The sequence below is a fragment of the Pedobacter sp. SYSU D00535 genome (genome assembly GCF_017355855.1).
GTDB lineage: Bacteria > Bacteroidota > Bacteroidia > Sphingobacteriales > Sphingobacteriaceae > Desertivirga.
The window spans coordinates 34357-56798 of sequence record NZ_JAFEWD010000007.1; the positions used below are offsets into that span (position 1 = coordinate 34357).

Sequence of the window (22442 nt, forward strand, 5' to 3'; positions counted from 1 at the left end):
CTTAAGATTTTTTCAAGACCACCTGCTCATTTAACATTTCCAGCATCTGTTTATAAAACTGACGCAGCATGGGATACTCGTCTGTGGTGTAAACGGACTTTTTGAAGTCAATTGAGTATCTAACAGAGATCTGCCCCTCTGCTTCTGCCACAACGCGCTGGAAAACGATGCTTTTGTCGGGCATTACAAAATTTATATTTGGAGGAAGCCCTTCAGCCTTAAAGCCAGCAGGGATTTTGAAACTGCCAACCAGCGAGACTCTGTTATTATAACCGAAATCAATAGTGGTTACTCTGTTTTCACTTAAAAAAGGATTTTTTGTAACGTTGGTAAAGAGATTAGGATTGAAGTAAATATAAGTGCCGTCCGACCCTGTTAATTCCAGATCGAAGTCTAGCGTTTCGCTTAGTTGTACTGAATCAACATCTGCACCTTCTAGTTGTAAGGCCTTAATTTTTAGACCGTTGTTGCTGGTGGTGAACCTCTCCTTCAATTTCTCCTCGCCATCTTTTTTGAATGTTTCGAGTTCATGCAGCTTATTGTAGCCGAAACACGCTACTTGTGCTTTTCCTGCGAGTTTACCTTCAGGCTTGATTTCTGCTGTTAAAAAAACGCTTTTTCTTGAAGCAACACTGCTCGTCAGGGATACCGTTTCTCCAGACTTTGTCTCCCGATCAACATAAAAGCCGTAGGAATTGAGGAAATTCTCCGGGTAGATATTATAACTGTTGTATTTCTCGCTCGCATCTAACACGTAAGATTTTAGGCTATCCACCGGGATGTAAACAACAGTTCGGTCAAACTGATACAGGGACGGAAAAGCTATGTTCACTTTGCCATTGTCCCGGGTGCTTACCAGCATCGGATAGGTATTGGGAACTCCCGATTGTTTTAGCAGGCGGTAAAGGATAAGGTTGATTTCGGTGGCAGTTCCTACCTTCTTTTCCCATGCTTTGTTCGTCCCATTTATAGTATAGTACCTGTCCAGGCCGTTTTGTTTCATGTTGTTTTTTACTTCGTTAAACAGATATTTAATCTTCTCATCGTCAGTTTTCAGAAGCTTTGCCTTGCTGATTAAAACTTCTTCATCTGATATTTTTTTCTTCAGCTGTAAACCGAAATCTTCGTCTTCAAGCAACTCCTCGGCAACCTTTTTCCATGTATCGTTGAAACTTTTTACAAATCCCCCAATAGGTTTGATCATAACAAGCTGATGAATCACTGATTCCAGGTTGTCGAAGCGAGAGGTCATGAAGGGTTCCGTGGGAAGTGAGGGGACATCTTTCATTGCATACAGATGCGTATCTAATGAGTATCCTGTACGGGTTTCAGACGACTTTTTGTTTTTTGCAAAAGGATATTTCACACGAAAATGAGGACGGAAGACCAGCATCTCGGGGATAGCTGTTTTTAACTCGCTATACCTGCTTGGAATGTCAGACTGGAAGAACCAGGTAGGAATGTACCCGCCGTTGCTTCTTTTATATTTAAACTCCAGAATTGATCCATCCTGAACATTAGGAAAAGAAAATACGAGAGCTGATCGGCTCTTATCCACCACTTCGGTAAAGATCTGTTTCTTATCAACCTTAGTGATCACCGGTTTGCCGCCCTCATAGTTTATGGTTTGGGCACTAACATCGATGATTTTCTCAAAGCTGTAGAACTCGATGCGAATGTTGCCTTCATCCTTGGCCTTCTGATTGAATATTTTGATACGCTTGTGGTGTGCAAGTACCACATCAAACTGGTGGTCAAAATACAAGTCGCCCTGATCAAAGAGAACCATCGCATTCGCGTCTTTCTCGAAAGGGCACTCTTTCAATTCCAGGTCGGCCACGTCGACCTTGCCAAAAGATTGAACTTCATTTTGTGAATACGCCAGGAGGGGGCCGACGAAAAGAATTATCGTGGCCAGAAGAAATCTGTTCATTTTATGATAATGATAAGGTGAAAGCTAAAAGTAAAAATATTTGATGATTTCTACATGACAATTAAACCTTTTTCCTTGCACCCCGTCTCACAACAAAATAAATACAATGCTTACCCCTTATCAAACCAAGCTCAAACATCTTCATTCACGGGCCGGCTTCGGCATTAGTTTCGAGAATCTTACCAAAAATAGAAATGGGAACATCCATCAGGAAGTCAAGGAAATCTTCAAGGCCTCTGCTGCCTTTAGCCCCATACAACTAGGTTCAGAGGAGGTTTATACGAAGGATTTAAGGACGTTGTCTGAAGAAGAAAGACGGATGGCCTTACGACAAGCACGAGAGGGAGTGCGACTTTTGAATACAACCTGGTTGAAAAAGATGGCTAGTGCCCCTGAACAACTGAGGGAAAAGATGACGCTTTTTTGGCATGGACACTTTGCTTGCCGATCCCAAAATCCCATTTTTTTGGAGCAGCTTAACAACATTCACCGAAAGCATGCGCTGGGAAACTTTAGGGAAATGGTGTTAGAAGTTGCTAAAGCTCCGGCGATGCTTCAATTTTTGAATAATCAGCAAAACCGTAAAGGGCATCCCAATGAGAACTTTGCCAGAGAACTTATGGAGTTGTTTACTATTGGGAGAGGAAATTATACGGAGGACGACGTGAAAGAATCCGCCAGGGCTTTCACGGGATGGTCGTTCAACAGAGAAGGGAAATTTCAGTTTAGGCCCTCTGTTCACGACGCGGGTGAGAAGGTGTTTTTGGGCAAGCAAGGAAACTTTGGTGGAGAGGAAATTATAGATATCCTGCTGCAGCAACCTAAAACAGCGGAATCGATTGCTGGAAAAGTTTACATCTATCTTGTGAATGATGAGCCCGATCGGGAGCTTATAAGAGAATTAGGAAGGTACTTCTATAAAGAGAATTACGAGATAGGTAAACTAGTGTCCCACATATTGACTAGCCCTTGGTTTTACGAGGTAAAAAACCAGGGCGGGAAGATTAAATCGCCCGCTGAACTACTAACCGGTCTGACCCGCACGTTTAACATTAAATACGAGAATGACAGGATTTTGCTTCAGCTGCAGAACGCTCTGGGGCAGACGCTGTTCTATCCACCAAATGTTGCCGGTTGGCCCGGAGGCAGAAATTGGATCGATAGCTCTTCGCTGATGCTGCGACTAAAAATTCCTTCATTGATTCTCAACGAGGGTGAAATTGACTTTTCTGGCAAGCCGGATCCTGAGGATGAGGCAGAGATAGCGATGAATCGGTTGCAGCGAACTGTGGTGAGACGTCGTGTAGCCGCCAAGGTGGGATGGGAGAAATTTAGCCAGCAATTTAGCACAAATACTCCACCCGACTTGCTTGCCGCCTATTTGCTACAAGTCCCACCTAGTAGCAAAGCTATGAAGATCATCACTTCATCAACAGATCTGAAAGAAGCTGTAATTCAACTTGCAAGTACCCCTGAATTCCAATTAATATAATAGAAAATGAAACGAAGAGATTTTCTGAAAAATACGGCCCTGGCATCTGGAGCCTATCTTATTCCCTCTTTTTTAAAACCACTGGAAGCCCTGGCTACCAGTCAACTTTCGGGATATAAGAATTTGGTGGTTGTGCAACTTTCGGGGGGGAATGATGGATTGAATACGGTAGTTCCCTTCGGAATGGATGCCTACTATCAAAAACGGAAGACCATTGCCCTACCTCAAAACCAATTGATAAAGTTGAACGAAATTCAGGGACTTAATCCTAATATGACTGCTTTGCGAGAAGTTTACGATCAGGGTTGGATGTCAGTTCTTAATAGTGTGGGTTACCCTAATCCCGATAGGTCTCATTTCCGTTCTATGGACATCTGGCATTCGGCGAGTGACTCGAGCGAATACCTGACCACAGGATGGATTGGAAGATATCTCGATTCAAATTGTCAAACCTGTAAAGATCCGCATACTGCGGTAGAAGTAGATGATACACTATCTCTTGCATTAAAAGGACAGCTGCGGAAGGGAATCGCGGTGAAAGACCCCCAGCAGCTATTTCGAAACACGAGGGAGCCATTTTTTAAAGAACTGATTAAAGCTCAAGATGATCACCTTAACGAAGATAACCTGGGGTACCTGTACAAAACGATGATCGAAACGCAGTCTTCAGCGAGTTACATTCAGGAGCGGTCAAAAACGTATCGCAGTACTATAGAGTATCCACAAACTGCTTTCGCTAATCAGCTGAAAACTGTTTCCCAGTTTATTAACAGTGGTTTAAATACACGCGTGTATTACGTTTCATTAAGTGGCTTTGATACTCATACAGGGCAACTGGGTCAGCAGGGGAGGTTGTTAAAGCAGTACAGCGAAGCGATGGCTTGCTTTATCAAGGAACTGAAGGGCACTGGCAAGCTAGACGACACCCTCGTTTTGACTTTCTCGGAATTTGGACGCAGAGTGGAGCAGAACGCAAGCAACGGAACCGACCACGGAACAGCGAACAACCTTTTCATCTTTGGAGGAAAACTAAAAAAGCCGGGGATTTACAACGAAGCACCCGATCTTACTAATCTTGAAAATGGAGATTTAAGATATAAAATTGACTTTAGGGAAGTGTACGCGACCGTACTTGATAAATGGTTAGATGTAGAGGATAACGGAATCCTCAATAAGAAATTTTCAGGCTTGCATTTTATTTAGTTTTAGTTTACCGGGGTGGCGTCCTGTCATCCCGGTTTTTTAGTTGCAGCGTTCCTCAAGCAATTTATCGGCCTTATTGCTGCCTAAGTTTTTGACAAAATTTAAGTCTTCACAAGCACTTTCTCTATCTCCCTGCTTCAACTTCTGCTGCGCTTGTCGAATCATCCTGTCAATAAATCGTTCATTGTAGCCCAGCTGCTCCTTTAAGTTGAGTATATGCTGTTCTTCGCTACCTGCGGGCTTTCCTGCCGACCGCTTCGCATAGTAATTTGTAATTGCGTTTGTTAAGTCTTCCCGGGCTTTATACGTGGCTATCGCTTCCCGGATATCATCAGAAGTTCGTTCATCACAATTATATTCACGTAATGAAAAGTTTATAGGAAGGGTAAGATATTGAGTAGTGTCAAATGACGAAGGCACTAGCCATCTACCAGAAGTGAGGCGGATGATGCGCAGCGCCTCATCATCCAAATCAGTACCAAAACCTTTTTCTATTTTCGAATCTACAATTCTTCCTGCCTTGTTTAACTGAAAACTTACTTGGACAGTCCCTTGCAGGCAGTTTTGCCGCGAGTACTCAGGATAAATAATACTGCGCGAGATAAAGGCGTCCAAATTCTTCTGGCCTCCCTTGAAGCTAGGAGTATCGCTACTTATAAAAACCGTAGCGAGAAGTAGCCAAAAACTTGTTAGCCAGTTCAACATCATATAGCAAGATACTGAATAACAGTGGATTTATTCAAATGTGTGACAAAGAATAATATTCGGGTCGGGGCTGTTTTTGAGGTATTGCTCTCGTTCAGAAAATTTGCAAACTCCGGGATAGTCTCCTTTCAACCCTTGCATATCTTGAATAAGTTGAAAATGAAGATGAGGTGGCCAACCGCCATTTTCAGAAGCATCTCCCAATTCAGCCAGCTTTGATCCGGCTTCGAAAAGTAGTCCTTCCTGAAGTCCTGCAATAGACGCCAGGCTGAGGTGGCCATAAAGAGTGTAAAAACAGGTTTCCGGATACCGGTGTTCCAAAATGATAGTAGCTCCGTAATCGCCAAAATTATCGTTGAAGTTGAAGCTGTGTACAAAGCCATCAATAGGAGTGTAAATGGTAGTTGCCACGGGGCCCCAGATATCTGCCCCTAAATGCAACCTTCTTGGCTCATTCGCAGTGTCGAACAATTCGCTTCGTCTGTAAATAGTTCGATGCTCATTGTAGCCACCAACTCCGTACCTGCAGGCGGCTTTTTGTAATTCGCTCTTTACCCAGTCTGTAAAGAGCGGTGTATCTGCCAGCAACTCCGAATTCAAATTCTTATTGGCGCCAGTAAAATCAAGGGGAAGTACTTTGTCCTTCGTTTTATCAAACTCTACCACTTTGCTGATCTTGGTATCAGTAAGTAGCAGAGCAATTTTAGAGTTACTTTTCAAATCCTAATTTTATTCTTCGGAATCCGGTTGTCTCGGTTCTTTACTTATCTTATCAAAAATTTTGTCCATCCGCTCTACGTATTCGTTCGTATCGTCTACGAAGAACTCCAGCTGAGGAACAATGCGAGCCTGATCTTTTATTCTGCTTCCTAGCTTGTAACGAATCTCGCTCGCATGTGCTTTTATAGTATTGAGGGATTGAGCTGTATTCTGATTGTTGAAAAAGCTAAGGAAAACCCGTGCTATTGCTAAATCTGGTGTTACTCTTACTTTCGTGATTGTTACCAGGGTATTCGGTAAATAATTCATCCCTTCCCTTTGGAAGATTGCTGCAAGGTCTTTTTGTATTACTCCTGCAAATTTCTGCTGACGTTTGGATTCCATAACGAAGGTTGTTTTAGTATGATCAGACTGGTTCTGATAGTTTGTTTTTTTGCTGCGATGACTCCTAGTCTTCGTTCTCCATGTCGATATCCGGATAAAGTAGCTTATCGTATGGGTAGCGTTGCTGATGTATCGCTTTTACTTTTCCGTAGAGTAGCTCTCTAAACTCTTCCACATTGTCCTTATTCAAGGCGGAAATAAATACAGCCGGACTGTTATGTTTACTCATCCAGGTGTTTTTAAAATCCTCAAGGGTAATAACTCTTCCGCTTTCATGGTCTTCTGGTTTGAAAGCGTCAATTTTGTTGAAGACGGTAATGATCTCTTTGTCAACCGCACCCAGATCCTTCAACGTATCATTCACCGTTCGAATATGATCTTCGAAATTAGGGTGAGAAATATCTACAACATGAATCAAAATATCTGCTTCTCTTACTTCATCCAGGGTAGATTTAAAACACTCTACCAGGTGATGCGGCAATTTCCGGATAAAACCGACGGTGTCTGAAAGAAGGAAGGGCAGGTTTTCTATGACTACTTTGCGTACGGTAGTATCCAGCGTCGCAAATAGTTTATTTTCTGCAAAAACCTCCGATTTCGAGATCATATTCATGATCGTTGATTTTCCGACGTTGGTGTATCCCACTAACGCCGTCCTAACCAGCTGGCCGCGATTTTTCCGTTGAGTCGCATTCTGTTTATCGATCAGCTTTAGCCGTTCTTTTAGGAGGGAAATCTTGTCGGTAATAATCCGGCGGTCGGTCTCGATCTGACTTTCTCCAGGTCCACGCATCCCGATACCCCCTTTTTGTCGCTCCAAGTGAGTCCAAAGACGTGTTAGTCGCGGTAGTAAGTACTGGAGTTGGGCTAATTCTACCTGCGTTTTGGCCTGCGCCGTTTGTGCCCTTCTCGCAAAAATATCCAGGATTAAATTACTTCGGTCCAGTATCTTAATCTTCAACTCGCGTTCGATATTCCGAAGCTGCGAGGGACTAAGTTCGTCGTCGAAAACAACGATGTCAATCTCTTCAGATTCAACGTATGCTTTTATCTCTTCGAGTTTACCTGTTCCCACGAAAGTGGCCCGGTCAGCTCTCTGAAGCTTCTGTGTAAATGTTTTTTCTGTTACTCCGCCTGCGGTGTCTACCAGAAATTCTAACTCTTCCAGATACTCACGCTCCTTTTCTTCAGACTCATCGGGAGTGATGATTCCCACTAAAACGGCCCGCTCGGGCTTAATAGCAGTATCGTAAAATTTCTGTCTTGCCATTCTTTTTTAACAACTAATATGAGTATCTGATTTGTTAAAGGTTAAAATGAGATCGGATTATTTCAACTGTGCTACAAACTGTTGAATAGCTGCCCCCGGATCCTTTTCTCTCATAAAATTTTCCCCGATCAAAAATCCATTGAATCCGGCTTTTTTGAGGTCTTTAATAGTTGCCGGGTTACTAATTCCACTCTCTGAAATCTTTAAAAATTGATCCGGAATCAAATTCACCAGATCGTAAGAGTGTTGCAGGGAGACGGAGAAGTCTGCCAGATTTCGATTATTTACACCAATTGCATCCAAGTCATCGCAGATAGTGTGCTCCAATTCAGCAGCATTGTGCACTTCCAGAAGGACGTTCAAGCCGATGCTCTTGGCTAGCTTGGCAAATTGGGCAACTTGTTCCGGACTAAGAATTGCGGCAATAAGTAAAATAATATCGGCACCGATCGATTTTGCTTCCAGGATTTGATACTCATCAAGAATAAATTCCTTGCGCAGGATGGGGATTTGATTAAGCGGACGAGCCTGCAACACGTCTTCCATATGTCCGCCAAAAAATTTCTGGTCCGTCAAAATGGATAAAGCGGATGCTCCCGCATTTGCATAGTCCTGCGTTACGTCCGACACAAAGACTTCACTGTTTATTACTCCTTTTGAGGGAGAGGCCCTTTTAAACTCCGCGATAATACCTGTGCGTTCTGGATCCAAAATAAACTGGCGGATAGAGTAGCATTCCCGGTGAAAGTACTCACTCTCTTCCAGTCTGATAATAGGGGTGTTCTGACGTGCTTCCAACACCTCTTTATGCTTTTGCACCACTATTTTGTCCAGTATTGTATTTCCTGAACCTGTGATTGGCGTATATCCTGTACTCATTCTTTTTAGGCCTTTTCCGGACTTTTTGTTAACCAGTTTTTAATCATTTGTTTGCCGTGTTCTGTTAGTACCGATTCAGGGTGAAACTGAACGCCCCGAACATCGTATTTCAAATGGCGTAAGGCCATTATTACCCCCTCGGCATCTTTTGCTGTCACTTTTACTTCTTCAGGCAGACCTTCTCTGCTAACTGCCCAGGAGTGATACCGGCCAATGTTGAAGGATGAAGGGAGTTCCGAAAAAAGTGTTTCCTCTTCGTCCAGCACTTGCATTGCAGTGGCGCGGCCATGAACGGGGTATGATAGATTGTATAAGCTTCCGCCAAACACTTCCGCCATGGCCTGCATTCCCAAACACACTCCTAAAATGCTTTTGGTTGGTGCGTAGGTTTTGATAACGTCTAACAATAAGCCCGCTTCTGACGGTATTCCAGGCCCGGGAGAAAGCAATATTTTATCGAATTGCTCCACATCGCTCAGGTCAAATTTGTCATTCCTCCAAACTGTAGGTTCATATCCGCACTCGTGCAACAGGTGCACCAGATTAAAGGTAAATGAATCGTAATTATCAACAACTAAAATCTTCATCGTTATATCTTTTCAACTTGTGGAACTATACTGCCCGCCATCTCTATCGCTTTTCGTAAAGCCATTATTTTATTATTTACCTCGTTTAATTCGCTTTGTGGATCTGAGTCTGCCACGATACCTGCTCCTGCCTGGTAATGCAATACGTTGTTCCGGCTCATGAATGAGCGAATCATAATGGCATGATTAAAGTCGCCATTAAAGCCCATAAAACCGATAGCACCGCTGTAGAAGCCTCTTGGTCCGTTTTCGAAACGATCTATTAAAGTCATCGCCATGTATTTCGGTGCACCGCTCAATGTTCCTGCAGGGAAGGTGTCTCCTACTACGTAGAACGGGTTCGCGTTTTCCTGAAGCTGGCCAGTAACTTTTGATACCAGGTGAATAAGATGCGAATAGTACTGCACTTCCTTAAACGCTTTTACCTGCACATTATCGCAGTGCCTGCTCAGATCATTTCGTGCGAGATCCACCAGCATCACGTGTTCGGCGCTTTCCTTTGGATCATTCTCCAGCTTGGTTGCCAGCTCGGCATCCAAAACATCATTCCCGGTTCTTCTGAATGTTCCGGCAATCGGGTAAATGGTAGCCTCCCTGTTCTTAATAGTTAACTGAGCTTCAGGAGAAGATCCGAACAGCTTGAAGTTACCATAGTCGTAGTAGAAGAGGTACGGTGATGGGTTGATGGATCGCAGGGCTCTGTAGACGTTGAATTCATCCCCAGTAAAAGCTTTCGAGAAACCACGGGAAGGAACTATCTGAAAAACGTCTCCGCGGAAGATATGTTGCTTCAGGCTTTCAACTACCTGAATAAACTGCTCGTCGGTGAAGTTTGAATTTTCTTCTGCTGTCGACTCAAAGGGATATTCAGGGAAGTTCTTGTTCTGTATCAGGTACTGAAGGCGCTCCAGACCCGACTCCTGTTCTTCGTCTGCCAGGTGTTCAAAAAGGTATAATTCGTTTTTGAAATGATCTATTGCAATAACATAGCGATAAAGATGATACTGCATTAGCGGGATGTCTCGCTCTCCCCTGCGTTCTGTTGTAAGTTTGATATCTTCAAAAAACTCGATGGTCTCATAGGCGAAGTAGCCGAAGAGGCCATTTGAGCTAAATTTAAACGGAGTATCGAGGCTTGATTCAAAGCTGCTGCGGAATTTGGTAACCTCGTCAGCAAGTTTCAGACCGCCGATCGCTACCTCTTCTGTGGTGCCGTCGGGAAAGTAGGTGCTGAGGGTATTCTTGTCAAGGACAATTCCTGCCATCGGGTCACAGCAGACGTAGCTCATACTATTCTCCCGGCTGTGGTAGTCCGAACTTTCAAGAAGCAAGCTGTTCGGAAACACATCCCTTAACCGCAGGTAAATACTTACCGGAGTAGTGGTGTCTGCAAGCAGTTTTTTATATGAAGTTTTTAACGAAAATTTTCTCATGTTTTTGATGATTTAAAATAAAAAACCCGACGTTTTCGCGTCGGGCTATATTTATTTTTCGGTTGAATGATCCTATCCTAATAAACATACCTTACCCGGCGCATGCTGTTGCTTGCCACCACCAGATCTTAGTATGCAGAGAGTCTAACATTTGCACAAAAAAAAGTAAAGATTTTTAAAAACGCAAGTTTATTTTTTAGACTGTAGTTGCAAGTAAGGGACGGCCGCTAAGGAGTATTCCAGCTAGAACAGTCAGTAAGCCAAGCGTGAAAAATATAGCGATAGTACGATGTTTTATTAAAGAAGAAGTAGCCTTTTTGTGCTTAGAATACCCCACAGTAATGAGTACCGCAGCGATAATCATCATTACCCCGTGCTCCACTGTCCAATATCTTGCCAACTCATCTTTCATTGCTGCGCCCATATCGTTGGTCATTACCAGTGGGCTAACAAAGTATAGAATGATTCCGATAACGATCTGAATATGGGTGGATATCAGTGTCAGCAGATTGAATATTTTGTTACCCTTCGAATATTCTTTATTTCCAAACCATCCCGCAAAGGCTAATAAGATAGCCACCACTATGGCAATGAGTATTACAAAGCGTGTGATAGAGTGAATTTCGAGTAGTGCTGGATACATTGAGTTTTAATTTGTTGGATCAAAATAACGAAAAAGTTATTGCTTTCCCTATTTCAATTGAATTACGAAGCAAATATTTTACGGATGTGAAATTGAAAGAAGCCATCCATCGAGTCGGTACGCTTGCTGTTATTGTTAAAATTCAAGGGTTTGATAAGATAACCTGAAACTCCAAGTTGCTCTGTTGTTTTACGGTCGGCTTCGTCCCCGGATGTTGTCATTACGAACACTTTAATGTCCTTTAGCTTTTCATCCTTCCTGAGCGCCTTCAAAAATTCGATACCGTTCATCTTTGGCATGTTAAGATCCAACAGGATTACATCGGGGTGAAGTTTTATTTCGCCGTTGTTGCTCTTCAACATCTCCATTGCTTCTATCCCATTATAGGCAGTATATAGTTCGTAATCGAGATCATTTTTTTTCAAAGATCTTTCCACGCTGATCACGTCCAGTTCATCATCTTCTACAAGTAGTATAACCTTTTTCATGTGCTTATTAATTTTGGGGCCAGGTAAAAATGAATTTAGCTCCCTGACCCAGTTCTGATTTAACTCTGATTGTACAATGCTGATCGTCGATAATCTTTTTCACTATTGCCAAGCCAATTCCGGTGCTTTCCTGATCATTTTTTTCCCGCAGGGTTTGAAAAATCTCGAAAATTTTATCGTTGTACTCGGGATCAATACCTATACCGTTGTCCTCAACAGTAAATTCATAAAAGTGGTTTAGTTCTTTATAAGAAATGCGGATCTGACTGTCAGCGTGATTGGTATACTTTACCGAATTGCTTATAAGGTTGCTGAAGACTTGCTCCAGGCGAATTCGCTCCGTGAAAAGAACCGGCATTTCTCCAATCTGGACAGTAAACTGCTTTGGTACCAATAAGTCAACAATGTCCTTAAGAAGGAGGTTGACGTCGACTACTTCCTTTAACGCCTTGTCTCGACTAATCCTTGCATAATCCAACAAGCCATCGATCAGTCCTTCCATCCGGTTGATCCGTTGAGGAATAAAGCTGAGGTATTTCCGCATTTGTGGAGAGATTTCGTTGGCCAAATCCTCCTCGATCCATTGAACTACGTTATAAATACCGCGAATAGGAGCTTTTAAGTCGTGGGAGACTACATAGGCAAATTGGTTAAGCTCCGAGTTTCTTTTTTCGAGTTCTTTAATGTTCTTACTTAATCTTTCCGACATGATGTTTAATGAGGTAGAAAGACTGGTAAGCTCATCGTTTTTATTGTCCTTAACAATAGCAAATTTACCTTTGGAAATACTTTCGGCCAGGTTTACCATCATTGCAATTCGTTTTGAAATAAGTTTTACCACATACACGCTGGTGGTGACTGCAACCACGATGGTAAGTATTACGAAGGTGAAAGAGAACGTCTCCGTGCGTTCAATAGACATAGTTAAGGTGTCTCGCCGGGTTTCTCTGATCTTGTACTCAAAGCGATCGAAGTCCCTGAAAATATCACTGATCTTGGAGTTCAGCTTTTGCCCAACTTGTTTCCTGAACTTAGTGTCGAAAAGCTCCCGGTAGCGGTTGCTACTGCCATTTGCTGCCAGCGATTCCCTTCTTGAAGAGATAAGATCGTTAGCGTAGTTAACCCAATTTTTATGTAAAGCGAAAATAGAATCCAGTCTGGATAGCTGAGGCGCAGAGTCTTTAACCAGCCTGCGTTGTTCTATGTAGAGCCTCGGGATTTCCTTCAATCCAGAGTCGTAAGGTGTTAGGAAGTTCTCGTCATCAGTAAGAAGATATCCCCTAAAAGCACTTTGCATGTCGATAATGCTTTTATGGAGCTTGCTTGAATTTCTTATCACCGACTCTGAGTTGGCAAGAAACACTGTGTTCTTGTTTACCTGCCGGGATAAAAGATTATTTACATACGAGTCTACCAGAGAGAGTGTAAGAACAACGGAAAACCCCAAAAAAATCAGAGTTGATATTTTCATCAGCTAAAAAGTGTTTTTAGCAGTAAGGCCGCTAAAACTAGTTATACAATGGGATAGTGAATTTGAAGCAAGTCCCTTTTCCGATTTCACTTTCAACTTTTATTACACCGCCATGCTGGGCCACAAAGTCGCGCACCAGGATTAGTCCCAGGCCAGATCCCTGCTCATTGTTAGTGCCCGACACAGAATGCGAGCCCGGCTCGAGCAAAAGTTTTGATTTCATCTCCTCACTCATGCCAACTCCGGTATCCTCTACACAAATTTCGGCCATTGCTTCAACTTCATCCGCCTTTAGCCTAACTGAACCTCCCTCAGGAGTGAATTTAATGGCATTAGTTACGATATTCTGAAGGATGGAACGTAGCATGAGCGCGTCTGCTTTTACAAAAATGTTGCTAGGAACGTTGTTTTCGAGGCGGATACCCTTTTGAATAGCATTGCTCTTGAGCAATTCCAGCGATTCTTTCAGTCCTTCGACCAAATGAATTTTTGTTGGGCTGAAGCGGCTTTTTTCGTTTTGCTGCTTTGCCCATTCTACCAGGTCATTAAGTTGGCCCAAAATGCGGTTGGAAGTTCTATAGATGATGTTCGAGAAATTCTTAATTTCCCTCGGCTCAAGGCGTTCAAAGTCTCTATTTAACTTTTCTGAAGAAGCAAGAAGTGCAGTAAAGGGATTGCGGAGGTCATGCGAAATAACTGACAAGATTTTGTCCTTTGCAATATTCAATCCTCTTAACTCGTGATTCAGGTTCTCCAATTCAAGCGTGCGTTCTCTAACCCGATTTTCCAAATCCTGATTAAGCTTCACCAGGTCTTCGTTAATCGCTTTCAGCTTGTCTTCCTGTTTTTTCAGGAGCTGATTTTTTTTGTAAAGTTCTGCAAATACAGCAACTTTCGAGCGAAGTATCTGAGGGTTAAAGGGTTTTCGAATGTAGTCTACTGCCCCCGCCTGATAGCCTTTAAAAACCGCTGTTTCTTCGTAGTCCTGACCGGTGATAAAAATGATGGGGATGTTTTTTAGCTTCTCTCTTTGGTAAATAAGTTCCGCTGTTTCATACCCATCCATAATAGGCATTTTAACGTCCAGTAGGATGAGAGAGAAATCGTCCTCTTTCAGGAGGATTTTCAAAGCCTCAATGCCAGACGTGGCTTTGGCAAATGAATAACCCTGTTTTTCAAGCACGATTTCCATCGACATCAGGTTGTCTTCCCGGTCGTCAACTAAAAGTATTTTTATCGTATCAGAAACCACTCTTTTATCGCGTAAATTCCCCAAAAGGTACTATTTATATAACCAAACCCGCATCAATGAAAGCAACTGATCGGTTTTCACGGGCTTCGTAATATAATCTGATGCACCCGATGCAATACACTTCTGCCTATCGCCGATCATAGCCTTTGCAGTTACAGCAATGATTGGCAGCTGTTTGTTTTTAGGCTCTTTTCTGATCCACTGAATCGTTTCATAGCCATCCATCTCCGGCATCATGATATCCATCAGCACAATATCGATGTCTTTGTTTTCATTCAATATTTCCAGTGCCTCCCGGCCGCTTTCTGCCGTAACAACTTGCAGCCTGGAACGTTCGAAAGCTGCAGTCAGCGCAAAAAGGTTACGCACATCGTCATCCACGATTAATACTTTTTTATCATCGAGGATATCGCTTCCGCTCCTAAGGCGAGCAAGTAGCTGCGCTTTTTCTTCTGCAAGCAGTTTCGTATCTACGTGAAGCATTTTAGAAACCTCATCCAGGATGAGAGCGTCAGAATTGTTCGACTTCATCACCGTCTTGTGAGGAAGGCGTTTTAGGTGAATCAGATCATCCTGGCTAAACTCCTTCTTCGAATGGATGATAATCGATGTCTGGAACTGCTTGTTCAGATTAAGGTGGTTTGCTATTTTTTCTGATTCGGGTATGCTGTAATCAACTATGATACAATCATAACTTTCCTCTTTAAGCAGAGAGGCGGCGTGATTCGCATTAGGTGCCGTAGACAGCTCCAGGCTGGTATTATCTAGTGTTCGTGTTAAGCGTTGTAGTTCGTCTTTTTCCTCTTCAATTATCAACACCTTCTTACTCTTCTTCTCATGGAAGGATAAGATTTCCGTGATCAACTCATCGAGCGACTTGTTCGATAATGGTTTTAGGTGGAAACTTTTTGCACCGTATTTCAAGGCCAATGCCCGGTTATCCTCGCCAGAAATCAGGTGAACAGGAATATGCCTTAAGTGAAGATCGTTCTTAAGTAATTTCAAGATTTTCCAGCCGTTCGATTCCGGAAGGTTAACATCCAGGGTAATAGCGATAGGACTGTAGTTTTGAAGGGCGTCAAATATCTCGAGATAGTTAACCGCCACTATCGCTTTCAGACCAAAGTCGCGAGCTTTGTCAACCATGATTTTGGTGAAGCGCAGGTCATCTTCAACTACCAGGATTACCTTGTCGCCAGGAGCGATGTTGTGCTTGTCGTCATCCACTAAAGACTCCGTAACTTCAGGAGTGGCTTTTGCAGCCGCTGCCGGATAGGTAGCTTTTGCAGTTTCGCCTATTGCCTTTGTTCCTTCTTTATACTTCAATGGCAGGAATAGGGTGAATACACTTCCCCGGCCAAGTTCTGATTCTACAGTAATTGTACCCCCCAAAAGTTCGGCAAAGCCTTTACTGATAGAAAGTCCCAGTCCTGTACCTCCGTATTTACGGCTGGTAGATCCCTCCGCCTGCTGGAAGGCTTCGAAGATAATTCCCTGGGTTTTCTTCGAGATACCAATACCGGTATCTTCAATCGAGAATGCAATCACATGGTCAACACCTGTCAGCGGATTTCGAACTGCGGCGTCAGGACGCTGAATACGAAGCTTCACACTACCTTTCTCAGTAAACTTGAAGGCATTTGAAAGTAAGTTTTTCAGGATTTGATTCAGACGCTGAATATCGGTCTCCATGATCTCTGGCAGATCCTCCTGGATGTCGATCTCGAAGTTAAGGTTCTTGGTTTCTGAAATCGGCTTGAATGTGGTTTCCACGAACGAAGCGATCTCCCGGAAGCTAACCGGCATAATGTCTGCCGATATAACTCCCGACTCGATCTTAGAGAGATCGAGGATGTCATTAATCAATTGGATCAGGTCATATCCGCAAGAGTGAATAGTTTTCGCAAAGCGGATTTGTTTTTCGGTTAAGTTCCCGTCATGGTTTTCAAACAATTGCTGAGCAAGGATCAGTAAGCTGTTGAGCGGTGTCCTCAACTCGTGCGACATGTTTGCAAGGAATTCAGATTTATATTTGGATGTTAGCGTGAGCTGCTCTGCTTTTTCTTCTAATGATCTTCTGGCTTCTTCTACTTCCTTGTTGATCTGCTCCACCTCTTCTTTTTGTTTCTCAAGAAGCTGTGCTTTATCGTGAAGCTCGTCATTGGCTCTTCTTAACTCTTCCTGCTGCGCCTTCAACTCGTTGGCAAGAGATTGCGACTGCGCAAGAAGTTCCTCTGTACGGGTATTCGTCTCGATGTTATTTAGTACGATACCGATAGATTCAGTTAGCTGATCCAGGAAGTCCAAGTGAGTTGGACTAAAGTTTTCAAACGAGGCCAGTTCGATTACGGCTTTAATATTATTCTCGAATAGTACCGGAAGGATTACCAATGCTGAAGGGGTGGCATTTCCGATACCAGAGTTTATTTGGAGATAATCTCCGGGGACGTTGGTTAGTAATATTCTTTCTTTGTCGATAGCACATTGTCCAACAAGTCCTTCGCTTAAAGAGAACTCCTCGTTGATCTTTCTCTTGTTGTTGTATGCATATCCCGCAAATAGTTTCAGCTTTGCTTCGGCCGCTTCCGGCTGTTCCAAAATGTAGAATGCTCCGTAACGTGCATTTACAAGTTCTGCCAGCTCAGAAAGTACTTTGTTAGCCACCGCATTTCTATCGCGCTGACCTTGAAGCATCTGCGTGAACTTTGCTAAGTTCGATTTCAGCCAGTCTTGCTCGTGGTTCCTTAAGGTTGTTCCTTTAAGGTTGGCAATCATTTGGTTGATCGTATCTTTCAATGCTTCCAGCTCTCCTTTTGCTTCCACACGGATGGTCCGGGTTAAGTCTCCCTTCGTTACCGCCGATGCTACTTCCGAGATGGAACGCACCTGAACCGTGAGGTTTTGTGCCAGCTGGTTTACGTTCTCTGTTAAGTCTTTCCAGGTTCCTGATGCTCCGGGTACACTCGCCTGACCACCCAATCGACCTTCCACACCCACCTCACGTGCTACCGTTGTTACCTGGTCAGCGAATACGGCTAGTGTGTCGATCATCTCGTTAATTGCATCGGTCAGCTGAGCAACCTCACCCATCGCATTGATCGACAGCCGTTGTTTCAGGTTACCTTTCGCCACGGACGTCGCTACTTTCGCAATACCCCGGATCTGTACCGTCAGGTTCGAAGCCATCTGGTTTACCGAGTCTGTTAAGTCTTTCCAGGTACCCGCCACACCTTTTACGTGTGCCTGACCACCCAGTTTACCTTCTGTACCCACCTCACGTGCCACACGCGTTACCTCGGATGCGAAGGAGTTCAGCTGATCCACCATCGTGTTGATCGTGTTTTTCAACTCCAATACCTCTCCCTTCGCATCGATGATTACCGTTTTACTTAAGTCTCCGGATGCTACCGCTTTCGTCACCTCGGCGATGTTACGTACCTGAGATGTCAAGTTCGACGACATCTGGTTCACCGAGTCTGTTAAGTCTTTCCAGGTACCCGCTACCCCAGGCACGAATGCCTGACCTCCCAGGTTACCGTCGGTTCCTACCTCCCGTGCCACACGAGTTACCTCGGATGCAAAACCGCGAAGCTGATCCACCATCGTATTGATCGTTTCTTTCAGCTGCAGGATCTCGCCTCGTACGTCGACCGTAATCTTTTTAGACAAGTCACCGTTTGCTACCGCGATGGATACATCCGCTATGTTACGTAACTGTGCAGTTAAGTTACCGGCCATTTTATTTACCGAGTCAGTTAAGTCTTTCCAGGTTCCGTCTACTCCCGGTACGTTTGCCTGACCTCCCAACTGACCTTCAGAACCCACCTCCCGTGCTACACGAGTTACCTCGGATGCAAAGCCACGAAGTTGGTCCACCATCGTGTTAATTGTATTTTTTAGCTCCAGGAGCTCGCCTTTTGCATTTACCGTGATCTTTCGGGAAAGGTCACCCTTTGCTACCGCCGTTGTTACCTCAGCGATGTTACGTACCTGAGACGTTAAGTTGTCGGCCATCTTATTTACCGAGTCGGTTAAGTCTTTCCAGGTACCACCTACTCCGGGTACGTTTGCCTGACCTCCAAGCTGCCCTTCAGAACCTACCTCACGTGCTACCCGCGTTACCTCCGAACCGAAGGAGTTCAGCTGATCCACCATCGTATTGATAGTTACTTTCAGCTCCAGCATTTCCCCTTTTACGTCCACCGTAATTTTCTTGGAAAGGTCACCCTTGGCTACCGCCGTCGTTACCTCGGCGATGTTCCGCACCTGGCCCGTAAGGTTACCAGCCATTTGGTTTACCGAGTCGGTCAAATCTTTCCAGGTACCTCCAACACCCGGTACATTTGCCTGTCCACCCAGTTTCCCTTCTGTACCTACCTCTCTCGCCACACGAGTTACCTCAGACGAGAAGGAGTTCAGCTGGTCCACCATCGTGTTGATCGTATTCTTAAGCTCGAGAAGCTCACCTTTCGCATCTACCGTAATTTTACGGGAAAGGTCTCCCTTCGCTACCGCCGTTGTTACGTCCGCAATGTTACGCACCTGGTCGGTAAGGTTAGATCCCATCTGGTTTACAGAGTCTGTCAAATCTTTCCAAACCCCGCCGACACCTTTTACCTTCGCCTGGCCTCCCAGCTTACCTTCAGTACCTACTTCGAGCGCCACACGCGTTACCTCGGATGCGAAGGAGTTCAGCTGATCCACCATCGTATTGATGGTTTTCTTCAGCTCCAACATCTCCCCTTTTACGTCTACGGTAATTTTCTTAGACAAGTCACCGTTGGCTACCGCCGTCGTTACACCAGCAATATTACGCACCTGTGAAGTCAGGTTACCGGCCATCCGGTTTACGGAGTCTGTTAAATCCTTCCATGTTCCGGCAACCCCCGGTACCTTTGCCTGTCCACCCAGCTTTCCTTCCGTACCCACCTCGAGCGCCACACGCGTTACCTCGGATGAGAAGGAGTTTAGCTGATCCACCATCGTATTAATTGTATTTTTCAGCTCCAGGATCTCTCCTTTAGCTTCTACCGTGATTTTTCTTGAAAGGTCGCCTTTTGCCACCGCTGTTGTTACCGCAGCAACATTACGTACCTGGGCTGTCAAGTTACCTGCCATCAGGTTTACTGAATCGGTAAGCTCGGCCCATACACCGTCTACTCCTTTAATTTTTGCCTGCTCTCCTAGTTTTCCTTCAGCACCTACCTGACGAGCAACCCGTGTTACCTCCATTGTAAATAAACGGAGCTGCTCGATCATCTGGTTCGATTCTTTCGCAATACGAAGGAATTCTCCTTTAAGCGGCTGGCCGTTTATCTCCAATGGAATTTGTCTAGATAGATTTCCATTTGCAACGGAATTGATCATTCCGGCAATTTCAAGGGTAGGATATGTAAGGTCGGTGATAAGATTGTTTAAGGATTTTACTCCAACGGCCCACTCTCCGCGGGCATCAGGTAGTTCAATCCGTTTCGAAAGATTTCCTTTCTTTCCAATTACTTTTTCGGCGGTACAGATTTCTGTCACCAAACGCTCATTCATATCGATGATCTCGTTCAGTACTTCACAAATTCTACCACTAATCCCTGCCTGAGTTACTGGCATCCGAACGTTTAGTTTCCCATTCTTAACCTGGGAAAGTACATTAAGAAGTTCTTTCAAATCCAAAGACTCTTCTAGTTCTGTGGCAAGGTGGTTAGTGTTTTCCTTCTCTAACAAAATTTCCTGTTCCATATATTTATATAATGAATCGACTAGTTGGCCATATTCCTGGCAAAGCCGGGAACTCATGAAAGTATTGCTACCCTAGGTTATAAAATGTATTAAAGCATCGCATTTCTGCAACTATATATCCAAAGTTGAACGTCATCATACTTTTCTTGAGAGCAGTTTCTTTGATGTACTTAAAATAAATGAGAGGTAAAAAAGAATTGTTACCCTGTTCATCACTCACACTTGTACCGTTCGGAAACCTGAAAAGCGGTTTAATCCTCGTCAGTAGGTCAAAACAACGGGTTTGGGCTATGGTTTTTATTTTTTGAAAAAAACTTAGGGGGGTGAATTTTAAACAATGGAGTTGAATTTACGTGCAGATGATTCAGTGTCTATTTAAAATCCTAAATTTGAGTTTTGAATGCCTGAACCTTGTCAGTCAAAATGAATTGCATTAATGTTTAACGAAAAGATAAAAAGGAAAGAATCCGGAATTCTACTTTACGGCATTACTCCACCCAAGGCGAGCAATACCAGTGAGAAGATTGCAGAAATCGCAGATAAAACAATCAATAGGGTAAATAACCTAAACGTGGACGGCTTGGTGATTTACGATCTGCAGGATGAAACGTCCAGGAACCCTAGCGAGCGGCCATTTCCTTTTTCTTCAACCTTAGATGCTTATGTTTACGCTACCGAGTATCTCCAGCAATTACAAGCACCTAAAGTAGTTTACTGTTCGGTAGGTAAGTTGCAGGAAGCCGAGTTGCAGGCGCGCCTGGAGCAGAAGTTTGACGGCAATGCAACAGTATTTGTTGGGGTTCCTTCCAAAGAACATCCGGTAAACATTACATTGAGCCGGGCTTATCAAATTTGGAAACAAACAGCTGGTAACGTGCCGCTGGGAGCTGTAGCCATTCCCGAAAGGCATTTTTCGAAAAAAGACGAACATCTTAAGATGCTGAATAAAATGCAGCACGGCTGTTCATTTTTCATCACTCAGTGTGTCTACAATATCGAGTATGTAAAGAATCTAATCTCTGATGTTTATTATCACAGCAAGGAGCGAAACTTAGAATTTCCTACGCTTATATTCACTCTGACTCCTTGCGGTTCGTTAAAAACGCTGAAGTTCCTCGACTGGCTTGGAATTCATGTGCCTTCCTGGTTAGCTAATGAATTGTCTCACTGCCATGATATATTAGGGACTTCAGTAGATATGTGCATAAAAATAGCTGAGGAAATTATTGATTTCTGCGATTCGAAGAAGATACCCTTTGGGTTGAATATTGAAAGCGTATCCATTCGAAAGGAAGAAATAGAAGCTTCCCAAATTTTGCTTGAGGCTGTTGTCAAAATATTGGAGGAAAGGGGAATTCGCTCTGGTAAAACCAGAAGCGAGGTCAGCTGAAAGGCTAAATATAGCTCTGAACCTAGTAACAACTTAGAAAAATTGATGGGATATTTAGAAAAAAATAAAGCTCTCGATGGGCGAGAGCTCAAACTAACCAATTATAAACCTAAATTAAACGAAAGGAGCTGTAGGGGAAGGAATCGAACCTTCAAGGAGTGGTTGAACCGTTGCTGGCTTTCCCAGATTCTCCGCCACCGAGACAAGGAGGTGTGTCTGCCTGTTTCACCACCCTACAGTGTTAAGCAAAGCTTTTTGTTACTTGCTTGATACAAATTTAAAGCAAATTGAATATTCCTTGCAAATATTTTAACATTTTATTTTAATTTTTATAAAGTTTTTATTTACTTCGTATATAAATTAGAATCCTTCAAATATCCCATGGAAAAAAAAGGCGTAAATTCAGAAATTGATAATCTGGATATCCAGATACTTTCCTTACTCATGGAAGATGCTACCATTCCATACACAGAGATCGCTAAAAGGCTGATCGTGTCTGGCGGAACTATTCACGTAAGGATGAAAAAAATGCAGGACCTTGGAATTATCAAAGGTTCTAACTTACTGGTTGATGCTCAAAAGATTGGCTATGATGTCTGTGCCTTTCTTGGTATCTTTTTAGAGAAAGGTTCCATTTATAAAGATGCGGTAGAAAAGCTGAGGAAAGTGAAGGAGATCGTGGAGTTGCACTACTGTACCGGCGCCTATAGTATGTTTGCAAAGATCATTTGCAGGGATACCAATCATTTGAGGGAAGTGTTGAATGATAGCATTCAATCGGTAGAAGGAATTCAGCGCACGGAAACGTTTATCTCTCTGGAGGAAAGTATCAAACGGCAGATCAGCCTGAACAGCTAAT

Annotated in this window: 17 protein-coding genes and 1 tRNA gene; 4 read left to right on the top strand and 14 right to left on the bottom strand. The window is 43.5% G+C overall.

Going from position 1 to position 22442, the window contains the following annotated elements:
- Position 1: 1 nt before the first annotated feature.
- Entirely contained in the window at positions 2–1933 is a 1932-nt protein-coding gene (locus tag J4N23_RS14635; protein ID WP_207428370.1) for a DUF3857 domain-containing protein, read from the bottom strand.
- Positions 1934–2039: 106 nt separating this feature from the next.
- On the opposite strand from J4N23_RS14635, the gene J4N23_RS14640 reads away from it, so the two are divergent.
- Positions 2040–3425 carry a DUF1800 family protein gene (locus J4N23_RS14640; protein ID WP_207428372.1) on the top strand — a complete coding sequence of 462 codons (1386 nt, stop codon included), beginning with the start codon at positions 2040–2042 and terminating at the stop codon, positions 3423–3425.
- Positions 3426–3431: 6 nt separating this feature from the next.
- Positions 3432–4628, top strand: coding sequence for a DUF1501 domain-containing protein (locus J4N23_RS14645; protein WP_207428374.1), 1197 nt, complete (start codon positions 3432–3434; stop codon positions 4626–4628).
- Between the two features lie 39 nt (positions 4629–4667).
- Here J4N23_RS14645 and J4N23_RS14650 read toward each other — a convergent pair whose 3' ends face one another.
- From J4N23_RS14650 to J4N23_RS14705, 12 genes are all read right to left on the bottom strand, one after another.
- Positions 4668–5336 (bottom strand): energy transducer TonB, encoded by a 669-nt coding sequence (locus J4N23_RS14650; protein WP_207428376.1) that lies wholly within the window; start codon positions 5334–5336, stop codon positions 4668–4670.
- A 27-nt stretch (positions 5337–5363) separates the two neighbouring features.
- Positions 5364–6053, bottom strand: coding sequence for a peptidoglycan DD-metalloendopeptidase family protein (locus tag J4N23_RS14655; RefSeq protein WP_207428377.1), 690 nt, complete (start codon positions 6051–6053; stop codon positions 5364–5366).
- A gap of 9 nt (positions 6054–6062) precedes the next feature.
- The gene (gene rbfA, locus J4N23_RS14660; protein ID WP_207428378.1) at positions 6063–6437 is read right to left on the bottom strand and encodes a 30S ribosome-binding factor RbfA; all 375 of its coding nucleotides are present in this window, start codon (positions 6435–6437) and stop codon (positions 6063–6065) included.
- A gap of 64 nt (positions 6438–6501) precedes the next feature.
- On the bottom strand, positions 6502–7707 hold the full coding sequence (hflX, locus tag J4N23_RS14665; RefSeq protein ID WP_207428379.1) for a GTPase HflX: 1206 nt from the start codon (positions 7705–7707) through the stop codon (positions 6502–6504).
- Between the two features lie 57 nt (positions 7708–7764).
- Positions 7765–8586, bottom strand: coding sequence for an indole-3-glycerol phosphate synthase TrpC (gene trpC, locus J4N23_RS14670; RefSeq protein WP_207428380.1), 822 nt, complete (start codon positions 8584–8586; stop codon positions 7765–7767).
- 5 nt (positions 8587–8591) lie between these two features.
- The gene (locus tag J4N23_RS14675; RefSeq protein WP_207428381.1) at positions 8592–9173 is read right to left on the bottom strand and encodes an aminodeoxychorismate/anthranilate synthase component II; all 582 of its coding nucleotides are present in this window, start codon (positions 9171–9173) and stop codon (positions 8592–8594) included.
- 2 nt (positions 9174–9175) lie between these two features.
- Positions 9176–10606 (bottom strand): anthranilate synthase component I family protein, encoded by a 1431-nt coding sequence (locus J4N23_RS14680; protein ID WP_207428383.1) that lies wholly within the window; start codon positions 10604–10606, stop codon positions 9176–9178.
- A 196-nt stretch (positions 10607–10802) separates the two neighbouring features.
- Positions 10803–11249, bottom strand: a complete 447-nt coding sequence (locus J4N23_RS14685) for a cytochrome B (RefSeq protein ID WP_207428385.1) — start codon at positions 11247–11249, stop codon at positions 10803–10805.
- Positions 11250–11311: 62 nt separating this feature from the next.
- Entirely contained in the window at positions 11312–11737 is a 426-nt protein-coding gene (locus tag J4N23_RS14690) for a response regulator (RefSeq protein WP_207428387.1), read from the bottom strand.
- A gap of 7 nt (positions 11738–11744) precedes the next feature.
- Positions 11745–13208 carry a sensor histidine kinase gene (locus tag J4N23_RS14695; protein WP_207428389.1) on the bottom strand — a complete coding sequence of 488 codons (1464 nt, stop codon included), beginning with the start codon at positions 13206–13208 and terminating at the stop codon, positions 11745–11747.
- 37 nt (positions 13209–13245) lie between these two features.
- Positions 13246–14484, bottom strand: a complete 1239-nt coding sequence (locus J4N23_RS14700) for a hybrid sensor histidine kinase/response regulator (RefSeq protein WP_207428391.1) — start codon at positions 14482–14484, stop codon at positions 13246–13248.
- A 6-nt stretch (positions 14485–14490) separates the two neighbouring features.
- Entirely contained in the window at positions 14491–20193 is a 5703-nt protein-coding gene (locus J4N23_RS14705; RefSeq protein WP_207428393.1) for a HAMP domain-containing protein, read from the bottom strand.
- 436 nt (positions 20194–20629) lie between these two features.
- Here J4N23_RS14705 and J4N23_RS14710 point away from each other — a divergent pair, with 436 nt between their 5' ends.
- The gene (locus J4N23_RS14710) at positions 20630–21583 is read left to right on the top strand and encodes a methylenetetrahydrofolate reductase (protein ID WP_207428395.1); all 954 of its coding nucleotides are present in this window, start codon (positions 20630–20632) and stop codon (positions 21581–21583) included.
- 128 nt (positions 21584–21711) lie between these two features.
- Here J4N23_RS14710 and J4N23_RS14715 read toward each other — a convergent pair.
- Positions 21712–21821 (bottom strand) — tRNA-Asp (locus J4N23_RS14715).
- Between the two features lie 143 nt (positions 21822–21964).
- On the opposite strand from J4N23_RS14715, the gene J4N23_RS14720 reads away from it, so the two are divergent.
- Positions 21965–22441: an Lrp/AsnC ligand binding domain-containing protein gene (locus tag J4N23_RS14720; protein ID WP_207428397.1), complete on the top strand. Its 477-nt coding sequence runs from the start codon at positions 21965–21967 to the stop codon at positions 22439–22441.
- Position 22442 lies beyond the last annotated feature (1 nt).

Bases quoted from the DNA above. Each gene is read 5' to 3' on its own strand.
- J4N23_RS14635 (WP_207428370.1), bottom strand. From the start codon at position 1,933: ATGAACAGATTTCTTCTGGCCACGATAATTCTTTTCGTCGGCCCCCTC.
- J4N23_RS14640 (WP_207428372.1), top strand. From the start codon at position 2,040: ATGCTTACCCCTTATCAAACCAAGCTCAAACATCTTCATTCACGGGCC.
- J4N23_RS14645 (WP_207428374.1), top strand. From the start codon at position 3,432: ATGAAACGAAGAGATTTTCTGAAAAATACGGCCCTGGCATCTGGAGCC.
- J4N23_RS14650 (WP_207428376.1), bottom strand. From the start codon at position 5,336: ATGATGTTGAACTGGCTAACAAGTTTTTGGCTACTTCTCGCTACGGTT.
- rbfA (WP_207428378.1), bottom strand. From the start codon at position 6,437: ATGGAATCCAAACGTCAGCAGAAATTTGCAGGAGTAATACAAAAAGAC.
- hflX (WP_207428379.1), bottom strand. From the start codon at position 7,707: ATGGCAAGACAGAAATTTTACGATACTGCTATTAAGCCCGAGCGGGCC.
- trpC (WP_207428380.1), bottom strand. From the start codon at position 8,586: ATGAGTACAGGATATACGCCAATCACAGGTTCAGGAAATACAATACTG.
- J4N23_RS14675 (WP_207428381.1), bottom strand. From the start codon at position 9,173: ATGAAGATTTTAGTTGTTGATAATTACGATTCATTTACCTTTAATCTG.
- J4N23_RS14680 (WP_207428383.1), bottom strand. From the start codon at position 10,606: ATGAGAAAATTTTCGTTAAAAACTTCATATAAAAAACTGCTTGCAGAC.
- J4N23_RS14685 (WP_207428385.1), bottom strand. From the start codon at position 11,249: ATGTATCCAGCACTACTCGAAATTCACTCTATCACACGCTTTGTAATA.
- J4N23_RS14690 (WP_207428387.1), bottom strand. From the start codon at position 11,737: ATGAAAAAGGTTATACTACTTGTAGAAGATGATGAACTGGACGTGATC.
- J4N23_RS14695 (WP_207428389.1), bottom strand. From the start codon at position 13,208: ATGAAAATATCAACTCTGATTTTTTTGGGGTTTTCCGTTGTTCTTACA.
- J4N23_RS14705 (WP_207428393.1), bottom strand. From the start codon at position 20,193: ATGGAACAGGAAATTTTGTTAGAGAAGGAAAACACTAACCACCTTGCC.
- J4N23_RS14710 (WP_207428395.1), top strand. From the start codon at position 20,630: ATGTTTAACGAAAAGATAAAAAGGAAAGAATCCGGAATTCTACTTTAC.
- J4N23_RS14720 (WP_207428397.1), top strand. From the start codon at position 21,965: ATGGAAAAAAAAGGCGTAAATTCAGAAATTGATAATCTGGATATCCAG.